This is a genomic window from Planobispora longispora, from assembly GCF_016863135.1.
GTDB lineage: Bacteria > Actinomycetota > Actinomycetes > Streptosporangiales > Streptosporangiaceae > Planobispora > Planobispora longispora.
Map to the genome: position 1 here is coordinate 62,909 of NZ_BOOH01000008.1, position 19,398 is coordinate 82,306.

The 19,398-nt window shown below is 70.4% G+C and carries 13 protein-coding genes; 8 read left to right on the plus strand and 5 right to left on the minus strand.

The genetic code is table 11. The annotated features are described in order from the left end of the window. Positions 1-5: 5 nt before the first annotated feature. Entirely contained in the window at positions 6-3,095 is a 3,090-nt protein-coding gene (locus tag Plo01_RS03980) for a tetratricopeptide repeat protein (RefSeq protein WP_203889103.1), read from the plus strand. Positions 3,096-3,202: 107 nt separating this feature from the next. On the opposite strand, the gene Plo01_RS03985 is transcribed toward Plo01_RS03980, so the two are convergent. Continuing rightward, complete coding sequence (locus Plo01_RS03985) at positions 3,203-4,441, minus strand: pentapeptide repeat-containing protein (RefSeq protein ID WP_203889104.1); 1,239 nt, start codon at positions 4,439-4,441, stop codon at positions 3,203-3,205. Between the two features lie 77 nt (positions 4,442-4,518). Next, the gene (locus Plo01_RS03990) at positions 4,519-6,390 is read right to left on the minus strand and encodes a beta-galactosidase (protein WP_203889105.1); all 1,872 of its coding nucleotides are present in this window, start codon (positions 6,388-6,390) and stop codon (positions 4,519-4,521) included. Positions 6,391-6,430: 40 nt separating this feature from the next. Here Plo01_RS03990 and Plo01_RS03995 point away from each other — a divergent pair, with 40 nt between their 5' ends. The 7 genes from Plo01_RS03995 (at position 6,431) to Plo01_RS04025 (ending at position 15,413) form a co-directional block, all read left to right on the plus strand. After that, positions 6,431-8,767 carry a glycosyl hydrolase family 95 catalytic domain-containing protein gene (locus Plo01_RS03995; protein WP_203889106.1) on the plus strand — a complete coding sequence of 779 codons (2,337 nt, stop codon included), beginning with the start codon at positions 6,431-6,433 and terminating at the stop codon, positions 8,765-8,767. 14 nt (positions 8,768-8,781) lie between these two features. Then, positions 8,782-11,130 carry a TIM-barrel domain-containing protein gene (locus Plo01_RS04000; protein ID WP_203889107.1) on the plus strand — a complete coding sequence of 783 codons (2,349 nt, stop codon included), beginning with the start codon at positions 8,782-8,784 and terminating at the stop codon, positions 11,128-11,130. Between the two features lie 47 nt (positions 11,131-11,177). Further along, a complete protein-coding gene (locus Plo01_RS04005) occupies positions 11,178-12,494 on the plus strand; it encodes an ABC transporter substrate-binding protein (RefSeq protein ID WP_203889108.1) in 1,317 nt (438 codons plus the stop codon). A 57-nt stretch (positions 12,495-12,551) separates the two neighbouring features. Further along, complete coding sequence (locus Plo01_RS04010; RefSeq protein WP_203889109.1) at positions 12,552-13,496, plus strand: carbohydrate ABC transporter permease; 945 nt, start codon at positions 12,552-12,554, stop codon at positions 13,494-13,496. Next, a complete protein-coding gene (locus Plo01_RS04015; RefSeq protein WP_203889110.1) occupies positions 13,493-14,308 on the plus strand; it encodes a carbohydrate ABC transporter permease in 816 nt (271 codons plus the stop codon). Before Plo01_RS04010 ends, Plo01_RS04015 begins: the two co-directional genes overlap by 4 nt. A gap of 245 nt (positions 14,309-14,553) precedes the next feature. After that, entirely contained in the window at positions 14,554-14,997 is a 444-nt protein-coding gene (locus tag Plo01_RS04020) for an Hsp20/alpha crystallin family protein (RefSeq protein ID WP_203889111.1), read from the plus strand. Between the two features lie 101 nt (positions 14,998-15,098). Then, a complete protein-coding gene (locus Plo01_RS04025) occupies positions 15,099-15,413 on the plus strand; it encodes a MerR family transcriptional regulator (RefSeq protein ID WP_203889112.1) in 315 nt (104 codons plus the stop codon). 54 nt (positions 15,414-15,467) lie between these two features. Here Plo01_RS04025 and Plo01_RS04030 read toward each other — a convergent pair whose 3' ends face one another. The 3 genes from Plo01_RS04030 to Plo01_RS04040 form a co-directional block, all read right to left on the minus strand. Next, positions 15,468-16,364, minus strand: coding sequence for a carbohydrate ABC transporter permease (locus Plo01_RS04030; protein ID WP_203889113.1), 897 nt, complete (start codon positions 16,362-16,364; stop codon positions 15,468-15,470). Further along, positions 16,361-17,305 (minus strand): ABC transporter permease, encoded by a 945-nt coding sequence (locus tag Plo01_RS04035; protein ID WP_239315867.1) that lies wholly within the window; start codon positions 17,303-17,305, stop codon positions 16,361-16,363. The genes Plo01_RS04030 and Plo01_RS04035 overlap by 4 nt, the downstream gene beginning before the upstream one ends. Positions 17,306-17,540: 235 nt before the next feature. Then, entirely contained in the window at positions 17,541-19,223 is a 1,683-nt protein-coding gene (locus Plo01_RS04040; RefSeq protein ID WP_203889114.1) for an extracellular solute-binding protein, read from the minus strand. Positions 19,224-19,398: the final 175 nt, after the last annotated feature.

Below are 19,398 nucleotides of genomic sequence, written 5' to 3' on the forward strand. Positions count from 1 at the left end.
CCGCCGTGCGCGTCTCTCAGGTCCTGGAAGTCATCTGCGACCGAGGTGAGGGGAGTGCCGCCCGCTGGTCGGTCGGATCCGGATACCTCGTCGCTGACGGGGTCGCCCTCACGGCCGCCCATGTGGTCGCCGACGCGGCGGCGCTCTCCGTTCGGTTCAACGGAGGCGCGGAGTACGAGGCCACCGTGCTCCTGCGCACACCTCCGGAGGTCGATCTCGCCCTGGTCGCGGTGAGGGCGGGGCCGCCGGCCGACCGGCCGGCGGCCTTCGGGGTGGTGTCGCGCGAGCGTCCGGGACGGATCGGGCAGGGACGCGCGGTGGGTTTCCCGCGTTTCAAGGAGATGTCGCGAGCCGGACGGCGTCTCCGCGACTCGGTTCAGGTGGACGGGTATGTGCCGACCGCCGAAGGCCTGGTCTCGGGATATCTCACTTTCCGGGTCGATGCGAACCCCGCCCCGATCGAGCGGGCACGGACCGAGTCGGCCTGGTCCGGCATGTCCGGCGCCGCCGTGTTCGCGGGGGACATCCTCATCGGCGTGGTGAGCGAGCACCACCTCGCGGAAGGAGACGCTTCGCTCACCGTGACGCCGTTCGACCGCCTGGACCTCGCCGGCGAACCGGTGCGCCGCCGCTTCTGGGAGTTGCTCCACGTCGACGAACCGTCCCGGCTGACCAGGCTGGAGCCGGACGCGGCCGGCACGCGACGCGGTCCGCTGGCGCGGATCATGGCGCTGCCGTCCCGGCTGGGCGACTTCACCGGCCGCGATGACGTGATGGCCGACGTCATCGACCGGGTGTCGCACCTGGGCGGACACGACCGGGTGGTCGTCATCTGGGGACAACCCGGTGTCGGCAAGTCGCAGCTGGCCGTCGAGGCGGCCCATCGTCTGTCCGAGCGCCATCCGGACGGGGCCTGCCATGTCGATCTGCAGGGATACTCGGCCAACCGGCTCTCGGCCGAGCAGGTCGCCGCCCGGCTGCTCGGGGTCCTCGACCCGGAATCGGAGCTGCCGGCGGAACCCGGCGCGCGTTTCGCCGCCTGCCGGGAGGTGCTGCGGCGGGGCCGCTATGTGGTCGTGCTCGACAATGCCGGCAGCACGGCTCAGATCCGGGAGCTGCTGCCCGGCCCCTGCGACACGACGGTGCTGGTGACCTCGCGGTCCTCCCTGACCACGATGGACGCCTCCCTGGTGGAACTCGACGTGCTCGACACGGCTTCGGCGATCGCGCTGATCCGCCGCATGGTCGACCGCGACGGGAGGTCCCGGTGCGGCGACGACGCCGAGGTGGGCGAGCTGGTCCGGCTCTGCGGCCGGCTGCCGCTCGCGCTGCGGATCGCCGGAGCGCTGCTGCGGGCACGACCGGCCTGGACCGTCGGGCATCTGGCCGGCAGGCTCGCCGATGAGAACCGCCGCCTCCATCTGCTGAAACGTGACGACCTGGCGGTGAGACCGGTGTTCGAGAGCGGTTACGCGGAGCTGGACACCACGGCCGGGCGCCTCTTCGCGCTCCTGGGCTCGGTGGGCGCCCTGCGCATCGCGCCCTGGATGGCCGCGGCCCTCCTGGGGACCGAGATCGACGAAGCGGAGGAGTGCCTGGAGCAGCTGGTGGAGGCGCAGTTGCTGCGTTCTTCCGAGACGGACTCCTCCGGGACCCTGCGCTATAGGTTCCACGACCTGGTGAGGCTCTACGCCCGGGAGAAGATGCGCGGCGACCTCGAACCGCAGGACGTGACCGCGGCCGAGGAACGCCTGCTGAGCGGTCATCTGGCGCTGGCGCTCCAGTACACGCGGGACCATCCCGTCACGGCCAACTTCGAGTTCGCGAAGTCCCTGCCGCTGCCCTGGGCGCCCCCGCCGGACGACGTGCCGGCGCCCGCCGACCCGATGGAGTGGCTGCTGGAGGAGCGCGCGGATCTGGTGTCCTCCGTCGAACAGGCTCACGCCCGGGGACATTGGCGCTATGCGTGGGGGCTGGCGGACATTCTGCACGCGGTGTTCATCCTCTCCCACCACGGTCCGGAATCGAGGCGGGTGAAGGACCTCGCCCTGGCCGCCGCGCTGGCGGCGGGCGACGAGGAGGCGGAGCTGGAGGTCCGCTACACCTACGTCAGCAACCTCCTGTCCGAGAACCGGCACGACGAGGGAGTCGCGTTGCTGCGGGAACTGCGGGAACGGCGGCTGGGCAGGGGGGAGGCCCGCAAGGTCGCCCACCTCGACCTGATGGCCGGCGTGATCGAGCGGGACGGCGGCGGGCTCTCTGCGGCCGAGCGAAGCCTGCGCCGCAGTCTCGAGGAGTTCGGGGTGCTCCGGGCCTCCGGCGACTCCACCGTCTCCGTGCTGATCGCCTCGGCACAGCACAATCTCGCCATCGTCCTGCGGGAGCAGGGACGGCTCGGCGAGGCCGACGCGCTGCTGTCGGCGGCTCTGGAGACCTTCGAGGCGCTGGACGACAGGATCGCCGCCGGGCGCGCCCTGCACACCCGAGGCGTGCTCCACTGCTACGTCGGCCGCTTCGACGAAGCGCAGCGGATGTTCCGGCGATCCCATGAACTGTGCCGCGGCGTGGGCGACCGCCGTTGGACAGTGATCGCGTTGCTCGCCCAGGCCCGGCTGGCGGCCCGGCTGCGGGACTGGCCGCGCGCCTCCCTGCTGCTCGACGAGTGCGAGGCGATGTTCACCGCCCTCTCCGACCTGCCGGGTATCGCCCAGGTGCAGCGGAGCCGGGCCGTCCTGCTCCGCCGTACCGGGCGCTACCAGGAGGCGGAGGCGATGTTCGAGACCGCGCACGCCGGCCTCAAGGCGGTGAACGACCGGCGTTCCCACGCCCGGCTGCACTACAGCCAGGCGCTGCTGGAACTCGCCCGTGGCCGCAGGGATGCCGCGCTGGACTTCGTGGGGCAGGCGGAGCGCCTGTTCACCGTGGAGGACGACGCCGTGTGGCGCTGCCGGGTCCTCGTGGCGCGGGCGAGGATCACCGGCAGACCGGAAGAGGGGCTGGCCGGGAGAGTCGACGAATTCGCCGACCTGGCCGGGGCGGGGTTCGAGCCGCTGTGGGTGACCGAGGCGCGCGGGGATCTCGGCGAGCGCTCCTGACCTGCCGGCCCGGGTGACCGGCCGTCACCAGGCGGGTCCCGCCTTCGCCTCGATCACGCTCTGGCTCCGGCACACCGAATCGTCAGGCCCCCGAGCGGCCCCGGGCCTCAGCGGACTCGGGCGCGCAGGCGGAGCAGCGCGTTCCTGCCGTCCTGTACGGCCCGCGCCACGCTGTGCAGCTCCTGCTCGCGCCTGGCGATGACCAGCGCGTTCTTGGCGGCCTCGTAGGCGTCGATGGCCAGCCGCCAGTCCTGGTCGGCCGTCATGCCGCTGTACCCGTTGAGCTGGAACTCGTAGTCGAGCTGGTCGATCTCCTCGCCGAGCCGGGTGATGTCCTCCTCGGCGCCGCGCCGCATGAGGGTGAAGCGGGCCTGGCGCCCGATCCGGCGCTGGTGGCTGACTCCCCAGGCCACCACGGTGAGCGCCAGGCCCACCGCGCTGAGCACGACCATGACGAGCCCGACGGAGACCCCGCCCTCGTCCGTGTCCTCGTCCGGAGTGCCCGCCGATCCGGAGTCCTCGCCTGCGGACGTCGGCTCCGAGGACGCCTCCGAGAGATCGATACCGGTCGGGGTGCCCTTGGCGCCCGCCAGGTTCACGTCGTCGGCCTGGGTGAAGTCGGCGTCCTGGACCGTCGCCCCGGTGAAGTCGGCCCCGTCCAGCTCGGCCTGGGTGAACACGACCTCGGTCAGGTCGGCGTCCTTGAACGTGGCGTTCTGCAGGTTCGCCTGGCCCATCTTGGCCTCGTGGAGCTTGGCGCGGGTGAAGTCGGCCTTGCGCCCCTTGAGCTGACCGGGGGTGCTGTCGGTGAGGTCGGCGTCGATGAGCTTGGCGCTGGTGAAGTTGGCCTGGGTGAGCACGGCGCGGGTCAGGACGGCGCCGGTCAGGTTCGCGTACGGGAACTCGGCCTGCCCCGCCTCGGCGTCCACCATGATCGCCTTGCGCAGGTCGGCGTGGTGGAAGCGCGCCTGCCCGAGGTCGGCCTCGGTGAAGTCGGCCTCGCGCAGATCGGCGTACTTCAACGTGGCCTGGGTGAACCGGGTCCGCTTGAGCGAGGCCCCGCGCAGGACCGCCCCGGTCATGTCCTCCTGGACGAATTCGATGTCGTCCAGTTTCGCCCCCGTCAGGTCGGCGCAGCGCAGGCTGTCGGGGAGCTGGGCGCCCTTGGTGAAGTCCCGGCCCCGGAGGTCGGGGCCCTCGCCGGGCTTGCAGGGTCCCGCCGCGGCCTGGCCGGTCGCGGTCTGCCCGGCCGCGGCGTGGGCGGGCGCGGCGGCCAGGGCCGACAGTGCGAAGGCCGCGGCGGCCAGGGTCAGCGGGACGGACGTCAGGGGAGTGGGACGACGCACGGGTTGCCTCCTTCACGAGCAGCCCCGAGCGTGCCAGCAGATCATTTCATCCCGCTGGACACCCGCTTGAACCTCGGCTACATCGTCTCGGGCCGAGGGATCTCGGTGACCGCGTAGCCTCCGGGGGGCAGCAGCAGGTTACCTGGGATCTTCCTCTCCCGGTCGCCGTGATTGATGGCGAACAGCCGGTCGCCGCGCCGTACCATCTCGACCGGGACGGCGGGGCCGAGCCCGAGCAGGCGGGCGTAGGCGTCGTCGTCGAGGCGGGTGGACAGGTAGACGGCCCGGCCGTGACGGGTGATCGCGGGGGTGCCGTCCGGGTAACGGGCCAGGGCCTCGGCCCCGGCGAGGTGGACGTGCTCGGTCCAGACGGACGCGGTGTCCCCGGTGTCGAGGGTCACCGGATCGCCGATCGGCAGGAACTCCTCCACCCGGATGCCGAGCAGGTCGCGCAGGGCCCCGGGGTAGCCGCCGAGCCGGATCCGCGCGTGCTCGTCGGCGATCCCGCTGAGGAAGGAGACCACGAGCGTGCCGCCACCGGTCTCCGCGTAGCGGCGCAGGCCGGCGGCGGCCTCGTCGCAGACGAGATAGAGGCTGGGGACGATCACCAGGTCGTAGCCCGACAGATCCGCCGAGGGGCGGACGAAGTCGGCGGTGACGCCGTGCCGGTAGAGCACCCGGTGCGCCTGCCGTACCGCGTCCAGGTAGTTCACCTCGGCGGACGGGAAACCGGGCGCCTGGAGGGCCCAGCCCGCCTCGGCGTCCCACAGGATCGCGGCCGTCGCCGTGACCGGAGCCTCGCAGGCCGCGGCGAGCGTGGGCAGGAGCGCGCCGAGGTCGCGGATCTCGCGGAAGATCCGCGAGTCGGGTCCGGCGTGCGGGACCATCCCGTTGTGCCAGAGCTCGGCCCCGCCCCGCGAGGCCCGCCACTGGAAGAACATGACCCCGCGCGAGCCCCGGGCGATGTGCGACAGGCTCAGCCGGGTGATCTCCCCGGGCCGCTTGGCGGCCATCCGGGCGCCGGTGTAGGTCACCACCGCCTGTTCCATCAGCAGCCAGGGCCTCCCCCGTGCCCAGCCGCGCGCGAGGTCGGCGGCGAAGGCCGTCTCCTCCGGGGGATTCTCGCTCGGGTAGTGGTCGACCGCGACGAGGTCCACCTCCTCGGCCCACTTCCACTGGTCGACCGGGACCCAGTCGCCGAAGACGAAGTTGGTGGTGACGGGGACGCCGGGGGTCAGCTCGCGCAGGATCGCCTTCTGCTCGCGGAAGTGGTCGAGCATCTCGTCGGAGAGGAAGCGGCGGAAGTCGAGGACCTGGGAGGGGTTGGGCAGGTACTGGGTGGCGCGGGGCGGCGTGATCTGCTCCCACGCCGAGTAGTGCTGGCTCCAGAACGCGGTGGTCCAGGCGTCGTTGAGCGCCTCCAGCGTGCCGTGCCTGCGCCGGAGCCAGACGCGGAAGGCGGCGGCGACGTGGTCGCAGTGGCACCAGGTGCCGTACTCGTTGTGCACGTGCCACATGGCCAGCGCGGGGTGGTCGGCGTAGCGCCCGGCCAGCGCGCGGGCGATGCGGGCGGAGGCGGCGCGGTACGGCGGGGCCGCGACGCAGTAGGTGTCCCGGCTGCCGTGGGTCAGCCGGGTCCCGTCGGCGGCGACGGTGAGCGCGTCGGGGTGGGCGAGGGAGAACCAGGGGGGAGGGGAGGCGGTGGGGGTGGCCAGGTTGACCTTGATCCCGCCCTCGTGGAGCAGGCCGAGGACGCGGTCCAGCCAGCCGAAGTCGTAGACGCCCTCGGCGGGTTCGAGCCGCGCCCAGGAGAACACGCCGAGGCTGACCACGTTGACCCCGGCCTCACGCATCAGGCGGACGTCCTCGTGCCAGACCTCCTCCGGCCACTGCTCGGGGTTGTAGTCCCCGCCGTAACACAACCCGTCGAGCCCTTTCGGCCAGCGCACTCTGGTTCCTTTGTTAGTACGGTATCTAAACTAATTATCCATGGATCACGGATTCGTCTCAAGGCACGCGACCGGGGACTGGGAACGGGCGCTGATCACCGGCAACGGCCGCCAGGGCGCCCTCGTCTACGGAGGTCCCGGCCGCGGGCCGGCGGGTACGCCGGGCGGGTCGTCCGAGGGAACGTCCGGCGGACCGGGCGACTTCCGCGTGACGCTCTCCCACGAACGCCTGTTCCTGCCGGTCACCGAGCCGCTGCCGCCCCCGTCCACAGCATCGGCTCTGCCCGGGTTGCGGGCCTCGTTGTACGGCGGGCGCTTCCGCGAGGCGGCCGAACGGGTCGTCGAACTCGCCGCCGGGGAACACCCCGGCTACGCCGCCACCCGCTGGATCGACCCCCTCGTCCCCTCCGCCACCCTCGCCTTCACCCCCGCCTCCACCTCCGGGGACTACCGCAGGACGTGCGACTTCGCGACGGGCCTGGTGACGCAGGAGTGGGGGGAGGCGCGGCAGGAGGTGTTCGTCTCCCGCCCGGCCGACGTGGCGGTGATCCGTCACCCGGGGTCCGGGGGGTCGTTGAGGCTGGCCCCGATCGAGGAGGAGCCGCCGGTTCCCATCCGGTTCACGCGGGTCATCGGTCCCGGTCGTCTCGTTCTCGAAGCGGAGTTCTCCACGCCGTGGCCCGGGGCGATCAGGGGATACACGGTCGAATGCCGGGTCCTCGGCGATTCCGAGCCGATCGCCGACGGACTCGCGGTCGACGGTGAGGCGCTCGTCCTCGCCAGGACGGTGATCCACGGCAGCCGGCCCGATCCGATCGAGGAGATCACCCCTGATTTCGATCTCCTCCTCCGCGAGCACACGACCGTCCACGGCGAACTGTTCGCCCGCTCCTCCATCCGCCTGGGCCGCCGTACGGAGGCGCCGGAGGCGGAGGGCGTGAGCGGCGGCGGTGGGAGGGGGGAGGCGGCCGAGCGGTTGGTCGAGGCGGGCCGGTATGCGGTGATCTGCAGTTCGGGGGAGCTGCCGCCGACCCTGCAGGGGGTGTGGAGCGGGACCTACAGCCCGCCCTGGTGCAGCGGGTTCACCCTGGACGGGAACCTGGCCTCGGCCGTGGCGGGACTGGCGGTGACCGGGACGCCGGAACTGATGACGCCGGTGTTCGACCTGCTGGACGGCAAGATGGCGGACTTCAGGGAGAACGCCCGCAGGCTGTACGGCTGTCGCGGGATCCTGGTCCCCGCCCACATGTCGACGCACGGCCTGCACAACCACTTCGGGCCTGTCTGGTGCCTGACCTTCTGGACGGCCGGGGCGGGGTGGCTGGCCAGGCTCTACTACGACCACTACGCGCACACCGGGGACCTGGCCTTCCTGCGGGACCGGGCCTGGCCGTTCATGACCGAGACGGCCCTGTTCTACGAGGACTTCCTCACGAGGAGCGGCGACTTCGTCCCGTCCTACTCGCCGGAGAACACCCCCGCGGGGGGCGATTCCCAGGCGTGCGTCAACGCGACCATGGACGTCGCGGTCGCCCGGGACGTGCTGGGCAACCTCGTGCACGCGTGCGAGGTCCTCGGGCTGGAGGATGCCAGGTGGCGGCGGCTGCTGACCCGGCTCCCCGGCTACCGGGTCGCGCCGACCGGGGAACTGGCCGAGTGGATCGGCGCGGGAGGGGCCGGGGCGGGCGGTGCGGAGAGGCCCGGCGCAGAAGGATCCGGTTCAACCGGCGCGGGAGGGGCCGGGGCGGGGGAGCCCGGAGACAACCACGCCCATCGGCACGCCTCTCATCTCTACCCCTTCTGGTACGAGCGGGACCCGGCCTTCGCCGATCCCCGGCTGGAGGCGGCCGCGGTGCTCGCGGTCCGGCGGCGGATGGAGTGGTGGCGCGGGGCGGGCAGCGACGAGATGGCCTTCGGGCTCGTCCAGCTCGGGCTGGCGGCGGCGGCGCTCGGACTGGCCGAGGAGGCGCACGAGACGGTGACGCTGCTGGCCACCCGCTACTGGCGCGAGGAGAACCTGGTCTCCACCCACAACCGGGACGCGATCTTCAACGTGGACGTCTGCGGCGGGCTGCCCGCGGTGGTGGCCGCCATGCTCGTGCGGTCCTCGCTCCCCGCCTCCGGGTACGGCCGGCTGGACCTGCTGCCCGCCCTGCCGCGGGAGTGGCCGTACGGCGAGGCGCGCGGGCTGGTCGTGCGGGGCGGCACGGTCGATCGCCTGACCTGGGAGCCGGGCCGGGTGGAGGCCGTGATCACGGCCTGGGCGCCGCTCCTGGTCACGTGGGGGGCGCAGCGGGCCCGGGTGCTCCCCGGGGAGACGGTGCCATTGACGTTTGTTGGTTTGGACGCAAAACTAACTCGGGAATCGAAAGTCTGAGCGCTGGAGTCCCCATGCCCTACCGTCCCCCTCTGATCGCGCATGAGTACTTCGTCGCCGACCCGCCGGAACTGCCCGTGCGCGCGCACGGCGAGGGCGGTCTGTCGGCGTTGACCTCGGCGGAGCCGGTGGCGGCCGACGAGGCCGGAGTGACGCTGAAGGCCTCGACCTCGGCCGGGGAGACGCTGGTGGTCCAGGTGGGCGTGGCGGGCGAGGGGGTGATCCGGGTCCGGCTCGGCCAGGACGCCGACGCGCGGACCCGCTCGGCGCGGGCCATCTCCATGGTCACCCCCGGCTCCTTCGGCGGGGCCCGGGTGGAGCACCGGGGCCCGGCCGGAGACGGGGGCGGCGGCTCGATCGGTGTGAGTGTGAGCGGGAGCGCGCTCGGTGCGGGTGACGGCGCGGACGGGGGCGGCGGGGCGTCCGGGACCGTCCTGGTCGACGCGGGGTCGATCCGGGCGGAGATCACCCTGTCCCCGTGGCACCTGCGCTTCACCGACGCCTCCGGCGCGACCCTGCTGGAGCAGGACCCCGGCCACACCGACATCAGCGGCCGGCTGCGCACGCTCCCCTTCGGCCGCTCCCTCGCCGACGGAGCGGTGGCCGGCTACCACGAGAGCTTCGCCGCCCCCGCCGACGAGGCGTTCACCGGGTTCGGCGAGTCCTTCACCCCGCTGGACAAGCGCGGCCAGCGGCCGCTCATGTGGAACTTCGACGCCTTCGGGGCCGAGTCCCAGCGCGCCTACAAGAACGTGCCGTTCTACCTGTCCAGCCGGGGGTACGGCGTGCTGGTCGACAGCGGTGCGCCGGTGGAGTTCGACGTCTGCCAGACCACCCACAGCTGCGTGCAGATCGTCGTCCCGGACGACCTGATCGACTACTACGTGATCGCCGGCCCGACCCCGCCGGAGGTGCTCGACCGGTTCGACCGGCTGACCTGCCGTCCCGCCCTCCCGCCGAAGTGGTCGTTCGGCACCTGGATCTCCTCGGGCTTCTTCGTGGACACCCAGGAGCGGGTGATGAACCGGGCGCGGACCATCCGCGAGCGCGGCATCCCGTGCGACGTGCTCCACCTGGACACCTACTGGCAGACCGACGGGCACTGGTCCGACCTGCGCTGGGACGAGACCAACTTCCCCGACCCGGCCGGGATGCTGGCCGAGCTGAAGGAGATGGGCTTCAAGGTCTGCCTCTGGATGAACCCGTACGTCTCCCACCTGAGCCCGGCCTTCCCCGCCGCCGCCGAAGCCGGATATTTCCTGAAGAAGCAGGACGGCGAGGTCTACGTGGCCGACTCCTGGCACGGCTCCTACCCGGCCTGCGGCGTCGTCGACTTCACCAACCCGGAGGCCGTCGAGTGGTTCCGCGGCCTGCTCCGCCCGCTGCTGGAGCAGGGCGTGCAGGTCTTCAAGACCGACTTCGCCGAGGGCGTCCCGCACGACGCGGTCGCCTTCAACGGGATGACCGGCACCGACCTGCACAACGTCTACACGCTGCTCTTCAACGACGTGGTCTCGGAGGTGACGCGCGAGGTGACCGGGCACGGCATGGTCTGGGCGCGCTCGTCCTTCCTCGGCGGGCAGCGGCACGCGGCCCAGTGGAGCGGCGACACCTACACCAGCTACCCCGCGATGGGCAGCACGATCCGCGGCGGGCTCGCCCACGGCCTGTCCGGCGTCCCGTTCTGGAGCCACGACGCGGGCGGCTTCACCGGCCGTCCCACCGACGACCTGTACGTCCGCTGGACCCAGTTCGGCGCGTTCTCCCCGCTGCTGCGGCTGCACGGCACGACCAGCCGGGAGCCGTGGGAGTTCCCCGAGGTGGAGGCCGAGGCGGTGGCCGCGCTGAAGCTGCGCTACCGGCTCATGCCGTACATCTACACCGCCGCCGTCGAGGCCGCGCGGACCGGCGCTCCGATGATGCGGGCCCTGTGCGTGGACCACCCGGACGACCCGGTCGCCTGGCAGGCCGACCTGGAGTACCTGCTCGGCCGTGACCTGCTGGTGGCCCCGATGACCTCGCCGGAGGGGACCCGGAGCGTCTACCTCCCGGCCGGGGACTGGGTCGACTACTGGACCGGCGAGGTGCACGCGGGCGGACGGTACGTCACGGTCTCGACGCCGCTGACCGAGATCCCGCTGTTCGTCAGGCACGGCGCGCTCATCCCGGTCCTCACCGATCCCGGCGAGGCCGTCGGCGACGGCCCGTTCGGGGAGATCACCCTCGTCGGGTACGGCACCGCCACCGGCACCGCCGTGATCTCCGACCTCGACGGCGACACCACCGTCACCGTGACCGCCGGCGGGATCCGGGCCGACGGCCCCGCGCGGATCACCGGCGTCGAGCGGGCCCGCGGCCGGTAACCGCGCTTCCAGGAAACCTCGGGGATCTCACAGGAGAAGAGAGAACGATGTCCAAGGTGAGAACCGGCGCGGTCGCGCTGGTCACGGCGGTCGCGCTGGCGGCGCTGGCCGCCTGCGGGAACGGCGAGCCGGAGGCGGGCAAGCCGACCGCCTCCGACGGCCCCCGCGTGCTGAAGCTCTGGCACTACGAGAGCGCCGACGGCGCGATGGGCAAGGCCTGGGCCGAGGCGATCAAGCAGTTCGAGGCCTCGCACCCCGGGGTCGAGGTCCGGTTCGAGGAGAAGGCGTTCGAGCAGATCCGCCAGTCGGCGGGCATGATCCTCAACTCGGACGAGGCCCCGGACGTGATGGAGTACAACAAGGGCAACGCCACCGCCGGCCTGCTCTCCAAGCAGGGGCTGCTGACCGACCTGACGCCCGAGGTCGCCAAGCGCGGCTGGGACAAACTGCTCAGCCCGTCGCTGCAGACCACCGCGAAGTACGACGACCGGGGCATCATGGGCGCCGGCAAGTGGTTCGGCGTGCCGAACTACGCCGAGTACGTGATGGTCTACTACAACAAGGACCTCTTCGAGAAGCACAAGGTCGAGGTTCCGACGACCTTCGACGAGTTCACCGCCGCCATGGACACCTTCGTCGAGGCCGGGGTGACCCCGATGGCGGTCGGCGGCGCCGAGTACCCGGCCCAGCAGATCTTCTACCAGCTCGCCCTGTCCAAGGCGCAGCGCCCGTGGGTGGACAACTTCCAGCTCTACAAGGGCAAGGTCGACTTCCACGGGCCGGAGTTCACCTACGCGGCCGAGACCATGGCCGACTGGGTGAAGAAGGGCTACATCGCCAAGGACTCGGCCGCCATCAAGGCCGAGGACATGGGCGTGTCGTTCATGGGCGGCAAGTACCCGATCGTGGTCACCGGCTCGTGGTGGTACGGCCGGTTCGCCTCCGAGATCAAGGACTTCGAGTGGGGCTCGTTCCTGTGGCCGGGCAACACCATGAGCGCCGGGTCGAGCGGGAACATCTGGGTGGTCCCGGAGAACGCCGAGAACAAGGACCTGGCCTACGACTTCATCGACATCACGATGAAGAAGGAGATCCAGAACCTGCTCGGCGACTCCGGCGGCGTCCCGGTGGCGGCCGACCCCGCCGCGATCACCGACCCGAAGAGCAAGGAGCTCATCGAGAACTTCACGAAGCTCTCGGGCGGCGACGGGCTCGCGTTCTATCCCGACTGGCCCGCGCCGGGCTATTACGACGTGCTGGTCGCCGGGGTGCAGAACCTGATCAACGGCAGCAAGACGCCCTCCCAGGTGCTCGACGAGATCGCGGCGCCGTACGAGGAGAACCTCGCCGACCTCGGCAACTGACGCGCCTCGGCGGCTGACACGGCAACCGGCACCCGGAGAGAAAGCCCGGAGAGAAATATGGCAGTGCACGCTCCGGCCGCGCGGCCGAAGGCGGTCCGCGAGCCGGAGCCGCGCCCCCGGCGCCGCCGCACCGGTGGCTACTGGGTGTTCCTGCTGCCCAGCGCGGTGCTGTTCACCGTGGTGATCGTGGTGCCGTTCCTGATGAACATCGGGATCTCCTTCACCCGGTGGCAGGGGATCGGCGACCCGCGATGGCTCGGGATCGACAACTACACGCGGCTGTTCGCCGACGAGCGGTTCTGGGCGTCGTTCCGCAACAACCTCGCGCTGATCGTGGCGATGGCGATCGTGCCCACGATCGTCGGGCTGGTCCTGGCGGCGACGCTCTTCGACGACGTGGGCAAGAAGTTCGGCCCCCGTACGGCCAGCGCCCTGCGGGCCGCCTACTACCTGCCGCAGGTGCTGCCGGTCGCGGTGGCCGGCATCGTCTGGGGGTGGATCATGCATCCCCGGTTCGGCGCGCTCAACGCCTTCCTCGGGCTGTTCGGCGCGGAACCGCGCAGCTGGCTCGGCGACCCCGCCTGGGCGCTGCCGAGCGTGATGCTGATCATGGTGTGGTTCCAGATCGGCTACCCCGTCGTCATCTTCATGGCGGGCCTGCAGCGGGTGGACCCCGCGCTGTACGAGGCCGCGGAGATGGACGGGGCGTCATGGTGGCGGCGGTTCTGGCACATCACGATCCCGCAGATCCGGCCGGAGATCTACGTGGTCCTGCTGACCTGCACGATCGCCGCGCTCAAGGTCTTCGGTCCGATCTTCGTGCTGACCCGCGGCGGCCCCGGCGGGGCCACGCTCGTGCCGTCGTACTTCAGCTACCAGAACTTCTTCGAGAAGGCCAACGTCGGGTACGGCGCCGCCATCGCCACCGTGCTCACCCTGCTGATCATCATGGTCACGGCGCTCTTCCTGCGGATCCAGGACGACGAGGACAGGAAATCATGATCCGGAAGTACTCGGTCCTGATCTCGCTGGCCGTGCTGGCCGCCGTGATGCTGGTGCCGTTCGCTATCGTCACCCTCAACGCGGTGCGCTCCCCGCAGGACTACTCCGCCAACGGGCCGCTGAGCCTGCCCGACGGCCTGCACCTCGACGGGATCGTCGAGTTCTGGAACCGGGTGGACTTCGGCGGCAAGCTCTGGAACAGCCTGCTGATCAGCGGCTCGGTGGCGGTTCTCGCGGTGATCCTGTCGGTGCTCAACGCCTACGCGCTCGGTGTCGGCCGGGTGCGGGGCCGCGTCTGGATCATGGTCGTCTTCCTGGTGGCGAACACGCTCCCGCAGGAGGCGCTGGTCTACCCGCTGTACTACCTGTCCAAGGAGGCCGGTCTCTACGACACCCGGCTCAGCATGATCATCATCTTCACGGTGATCCAGAGCGCGTTCGGCACCTACCTGCTCGCCTCGGTGCTCGGCCGGTTCCCGCACGAGATCCTGGAGGCCGCCGCGATCGACGGGGCTGGGAAGTGGCGGGCGCTCTGGCGGATCGTGGTCCCGATCAGCCGTCCGACGCTCTCCGTGCTGCTGATCTTCTTCTTCATCTGGACCTGGAACGAGTTCTTCCTTCCGCTGATCTTCCTGATCTCCAACGAGAACCAGACCGTCCCCGTCGCGCTGGGCGTCCTGCAGGGCGACAAGATGATGGACGCGACCATGTCCAGCGCCTCGGCGCTGCTCGGCGTGCTCCCGGCGGTCGTCTTCTTCCTGATCTTCCAGCGCACCCTGACCCGCGGCGTGACCGTGGGAGCGATCAAGTAAGGACGCCGGGCGATCCCCCTTCGCAGATCCGCCGCGACGGCAGCCTCCGGATCAAGGACCTCGTCCTGACCCGGTGACGCCGTCTTCCGTACGGCCCGCGCCTCGGCGTCTGCGAGGCGCGGGCCGTACAAGATTTTCCGGATGGGGCTTGCATCCCCGGCTCCCAGTAACTTATAACTGAAGTAAGAGGTTTTCGGGAAGGCAGGCTTGAGGAAACCTGCCTGTTCATACGGAGGTGGTTCTCCATGCTGCTGACGTCGATCGACCCGTTCATCCAGGAGTTCGACCGTCAGTTCGACCGGCTCACGCGGCAGACCCTCGGATGGCGTGAGGGCAACGCGGGTGCGGCCATGCCTCTGGACGGCGTCCGCCGCAAGGACGACGTTCTCCTCAAGTTCGACCTGCCCGGGATCGACCCCGAGAGCATCGAGGTGACCGTCGACCGCGGCGTCCTGTCGGTGAGCGCCCGCCGCGAGGAGGAGTACGGCCAGGACGACCGCCTGTTCGTCCGCGAGCGCCAGATGGGAACCTTCACCCGTCGCGTCTACCTGTCCGAGCACCTCGACAGCGAGAAGATCGACGCCGCCTACTCCAACGGCGTCCTCGCGGTCCGCATCCCGGTGATCGAGAAGGCCAGGCCCCGCAAGATCGAGATCCAGAAGTCCGAGCAGAGGTCCATCAAGGCCTGACGGAACGATCATGAGGTGGGCGCCGGGGACGCGGCGCCCACCTCGTCGTCTCCGGGAAAGCAGCGCCGGGGAAGAATCGTCGGAGAGGGAGGGGAGAGAGGATGGTCCGCCTGCCGTTCGACGACGAGCACGCGCCGCTGTACTCCGTGGGTCAGGTGGCCGAGATGCTCCAGGTCCAGCAGGCGTTCCTGCGCCGCCTCGACGAGCACGACGTCGTCAGCCCCTCCCGCTCCTCCGGCGGGCAGCGCCGCTACAGCCGTCACGAGATCGGCGCGGTCCAGGACGCCGTCCGGCTCATCGGCGAGGGCATGAGCCTGGTCGCCGTCCGCCGGATCTTCGAGCTCCAGCAGGAGGTCCGTGAACTGAAGGCCGAACTCGCCCGCGAACGCGCCGCCCGCGCCGTACAGGGGGAGTGACCGCCGTACGCGCAGGCGGTCCGAGATGCCTCAGGGAATGCTCCTCGACGGCGGTCAGCCCTTGACGGCGCCGATGATGACGCCCTTGGTGAAGTGGCGCTGGACGAACGGGTAGACGAACAGCACCGGCAGCAGCGCGAGCACCACGATGGCCATCTGGATCGCCAGGTTGGGCGGGAGCGCGCCGGCGGACGAGGTGTCCACCGCGGAGCTGAGGGTGAGCGACTGGCCCTGCTGGACGTACTGGCGCATCACCAGCTGGAGCGGCCACTTGGCGTTGTCGTTGAGGTACAGGATCGCGTTGAAGAAGGCGTTCCAGTAGCCCACGGCGTAGAACAGGCCGATGACCGCGATGACGCCCTTGGACATGGGCAGCACGATCCGGGTCAGGATGCGGAACTCGCTGGCCCCGTCGATGCGGGCGCTGTCGGGGACCTCCTCCGGGATGTTCATGAAGAAGGCCCGCATCACCACGAGGTTGAAGGCGTTGATCGCGCCCGGCAGGATCAGGGACCAGTAGCTGTCGATCAGGCCGAGCGACTTGACCAGCAGGTAGCTGGGGATCATGCCCGGCGTGAACAGGAACGTCAGCAGGATCATGAACAGCAGCGGCCGGTGGAGCATCGAGCCGGGCCGGGACAGGCCGTAGGCCGCGAGCACCGTGCAGACCAGGCTCACCACCGTGCCCACCGCGGTGACGCCGAGGCTCACCAGCACGGACTGGGTGACCACGCCGCCGGAGAACAGCTCCCGGTAGGCGGCCAGCGAGAATCCGTCGGGCACCACCACCAGGCCGCCGGCCTCGTTCACCGCGTCGGCGGGGGACAGGCTGGTGAGCACCACGATGTAGATCGGGAAGAGGACGATGAGCGCGATGAGGGACAGGGTCAGGCCCTTGGTCAGCCTGCCCGGCAGACTCGGCCGCTCCTCCCAGACGGGACGTGTACTCATGATCGTTTGTAGATTCCCTGTTCGCCGAACCGGTGGGCGACCTTGTTGGCCACGAGGATGAGGACCAGGCCGACCACGCCCTTGACCAGACCGGCCGCGGCGCCGTAGCTCCATTCCCCGGTGACGAGCGTGCGCCAGAAGATGAAGGTGTCCAGCACCTCGGCGGCCTCCCGGCCCACCGCGTCGCGCTGGAGGAAGAACTGCTCGAAGCCGACGTTGAGCGCGTCGCCGAGACGGAGGATCAGCAGCAGCACGATGACCGGGCGCAGCCCGGGCAGGGTGATGTGCCACATCCGCCGCCACCGATTGGCGCCGTCCACCGCCGCCGCCTCGTAGAGGTTCGGGCTGATCGCCGCCAGCGCGGCCAGGAAGATGATCGTCCCCCAGCCGGCGTCCTTCCACACCGACTCCGCCGTCACGAGCAGCAGGAACGTGTCCGGGTTGGTCATGATGTCGATGCCGTCGTAGCCGTTGTTGCGCAGCATCTGGGAGATCAGTCCCGCACCGCCCAGGATCTGCTGGAACAGCGTGACGACCAGCACCCAGGAGAAGAAGTGCGGCATGTAGACGATGCTCTGCACGAACAGCCGGATCCTGGGGCTCATCACGCTGTCGAGCAGGATCGCCAGGAAGATCGGGATCGGGAAGTAGAACACCAGCTGGAACGCCGTGATGGTGAGCGTGTTCAGCGTGGCGTCCCAGAAGCTCTGGTCGGTGAGCAGCCACTGGAAGTTGGTGAGGCCGATCCAGGGACTGTCCGTGATCCCGACGTGGGGGGAGTAGTCCTGGAAGGCGATCACGTTCCCGAGCATCGGGATGTAGTGGAACACCGCCAGCAGCCCGACCGCGGGCACGGTCATCAGCAGCAGCTGCCAGTCGCGCAGCAGCCGCTGCCGCAGCGGGCGGGGGCGGGCCCGGCGGCCGGGGGCCCCGCCCCCGATGCGGGAGGCGCCCCCGGCGCGGGCCCTGCCCCCGCCGGTCTTCCCGTCGCCGGTCCTGCCGGCGCCGGTCTTGTCACCGGTACGGGGAGCGGCGGCCGGCGCGACCGACCCGGGCGATCCGGCCGGGGCGGACGTCTCCGGTGCCTCCGGTGTCTCGGGCGGCGCGGTCCGGGCGGCGGCTCCGGGCCCGGCGGGCGAGGTCAGGTCGCCCGCCGGGACGCTGTCGGTGCGGTTCTCAGGCACGGCCGTTGTCCTGCAGCACCTTCATGTAGAACTCGCGGCTCTCGTCGCCGCCGTCCTTGCGCCACTCGTCGACGACCTGCTTCAGCTCGGTGAGCGGGCGGCGGCCGCGGACGACGTCCTGGATCTTGTCCTCGGTGGGCTGCTCCAGGGCGGCGTACTTGGCGGGCCGCTGGATCCGGATGCCCTCGTGCGGGTTGGGCGCCCAGTGCTTGGCGGCCTCGTTGTACCAGTTGGCGGCGGTCTCCACGTATTTGGGGAGCTCGCTCTCGGTGATCGCGTCGGGCCGGCCGCTGAGGAAGAAGTAGGTCGGCGGGGCCTCCTTGAGACCGAGGTCGGTCTTCTTGGGGGCGCCGACCTCGTTCTTGGTGAAGTGCTTGCCCTCGACGCCGTAGACGGACAGCATGTTCTCCTGCGTGCCGAACGGCGCGGCCAGATAGTTCAGCAGGGACAGGATCTCCTCGACCTTCTCCTTGCCCAGGCCCTTCTTGACGAAGGTGTACTGCCCCGGCTCCTCGCTCTTGTGGTAGCCGGGGGCGCCCCCGTCGTGGCCGAAGTGCGGCAGCGCCTCGATCCAGAAGTCGGGCTTGGTGGGGAGCATCTGCTCCAGCATCTCCTTCCAGCCGCCGAAGCCGTCCTGGGTGATGACGATCTGACCGGCCTTGAACAACTCCTTGGCGTTGGCGCCCTTGCTGCTGACGATGTCGGGGTGGATCAGCTTGTCCTCGTAGAGCTTGCGCATGAAGGCGATCGACGCCTCGAACTCCGGCGTCTCGTACCGGTGGACCAGCTTGCCGCCGGACAGGACCCACTCCTTGGGAGCGCGGAAGAGCTGGTAGGCCATCAGCTTGATGTCGCCGAAGGCCCAGCGCTTCTTCTTGGGATCGGTGATCTCCTTGCCCAGGGCGAGCATCTCGTCGGCGGTCTTGGGGGCGGTCCAGTCGTTGGCGTCGAACATGTCCTTGCGGTAGAGGAGGACCAGGCCCATCGGGAAGGTGTAGCCGCCGGGGATGCCGGTCAGCTTGCCGTTGAAGACCCCCCACTTCCAGGCGTCGGTGGAGATGTTGGCCAGCAGCGGGTACTTCTTGGCGGCGTCGCCCTGCAGGTGGGGCGTGAGGTCCTCGAAGAGCTGACCCACGGCCTCGCCGAACTGGGGGATCTGGTTGACGGTCCAGCTGGGGATCATCGTGATGTCGACGACGTCGCCGCCGGCGATGACCGCGTTCATCTTCTCGATGATCGTCATGCCGTCGAGGATGTTGAACTCGATGGTCGCGCCGAGGTCGGCGTTGACGGCCTCGAAGTAGGAGTTCTTGCCCAGCGGCGGGGGGAGCGGGCCCCACAGCGGGGTCATCGCCTTGTAGTGGCCGCCCTTGCCGGGCTTGGTGGTGATCGCGTCGACGAGGGTGGTGGGATATTTGGTGAAGCCGCCGGGCGCGCCGTTCTGTCCGACGATGTCGGGGGTGACGCCCGCGTAGGGGATGTGGGTCGGCGTCAGTGAGGTCAGCTTGTCGAGGGCGGCCGCGGTGGCCCCGCCGGTCCCGGGCCTGGGGCCGGCCGGGGTGGAGCAGCCGCTGAGAAGGCCGCCGCCCGCGACGGCGACGGCACTGAGTCCGACCAGCCCGAGGAAGCCGCGGCGGCTGGTGGTCGTGGTCGCGCCTTCGGGGGAATTGTTCACGGCGCGTTCCCTTCGTAGGTCTCGGATCGGGGGTGTCGATTGAGGACGGCTCGCGATAGAGTTAGTTCGTCTTTCGACCAAACAAATTAGTCGAGGGTGCCGCCCGCCACAAGGGTCCGTCGATCGCGGTTACCGGGGTGGGTGGGGCATGATGGGGCCAGCCGGGGGCGTCCAC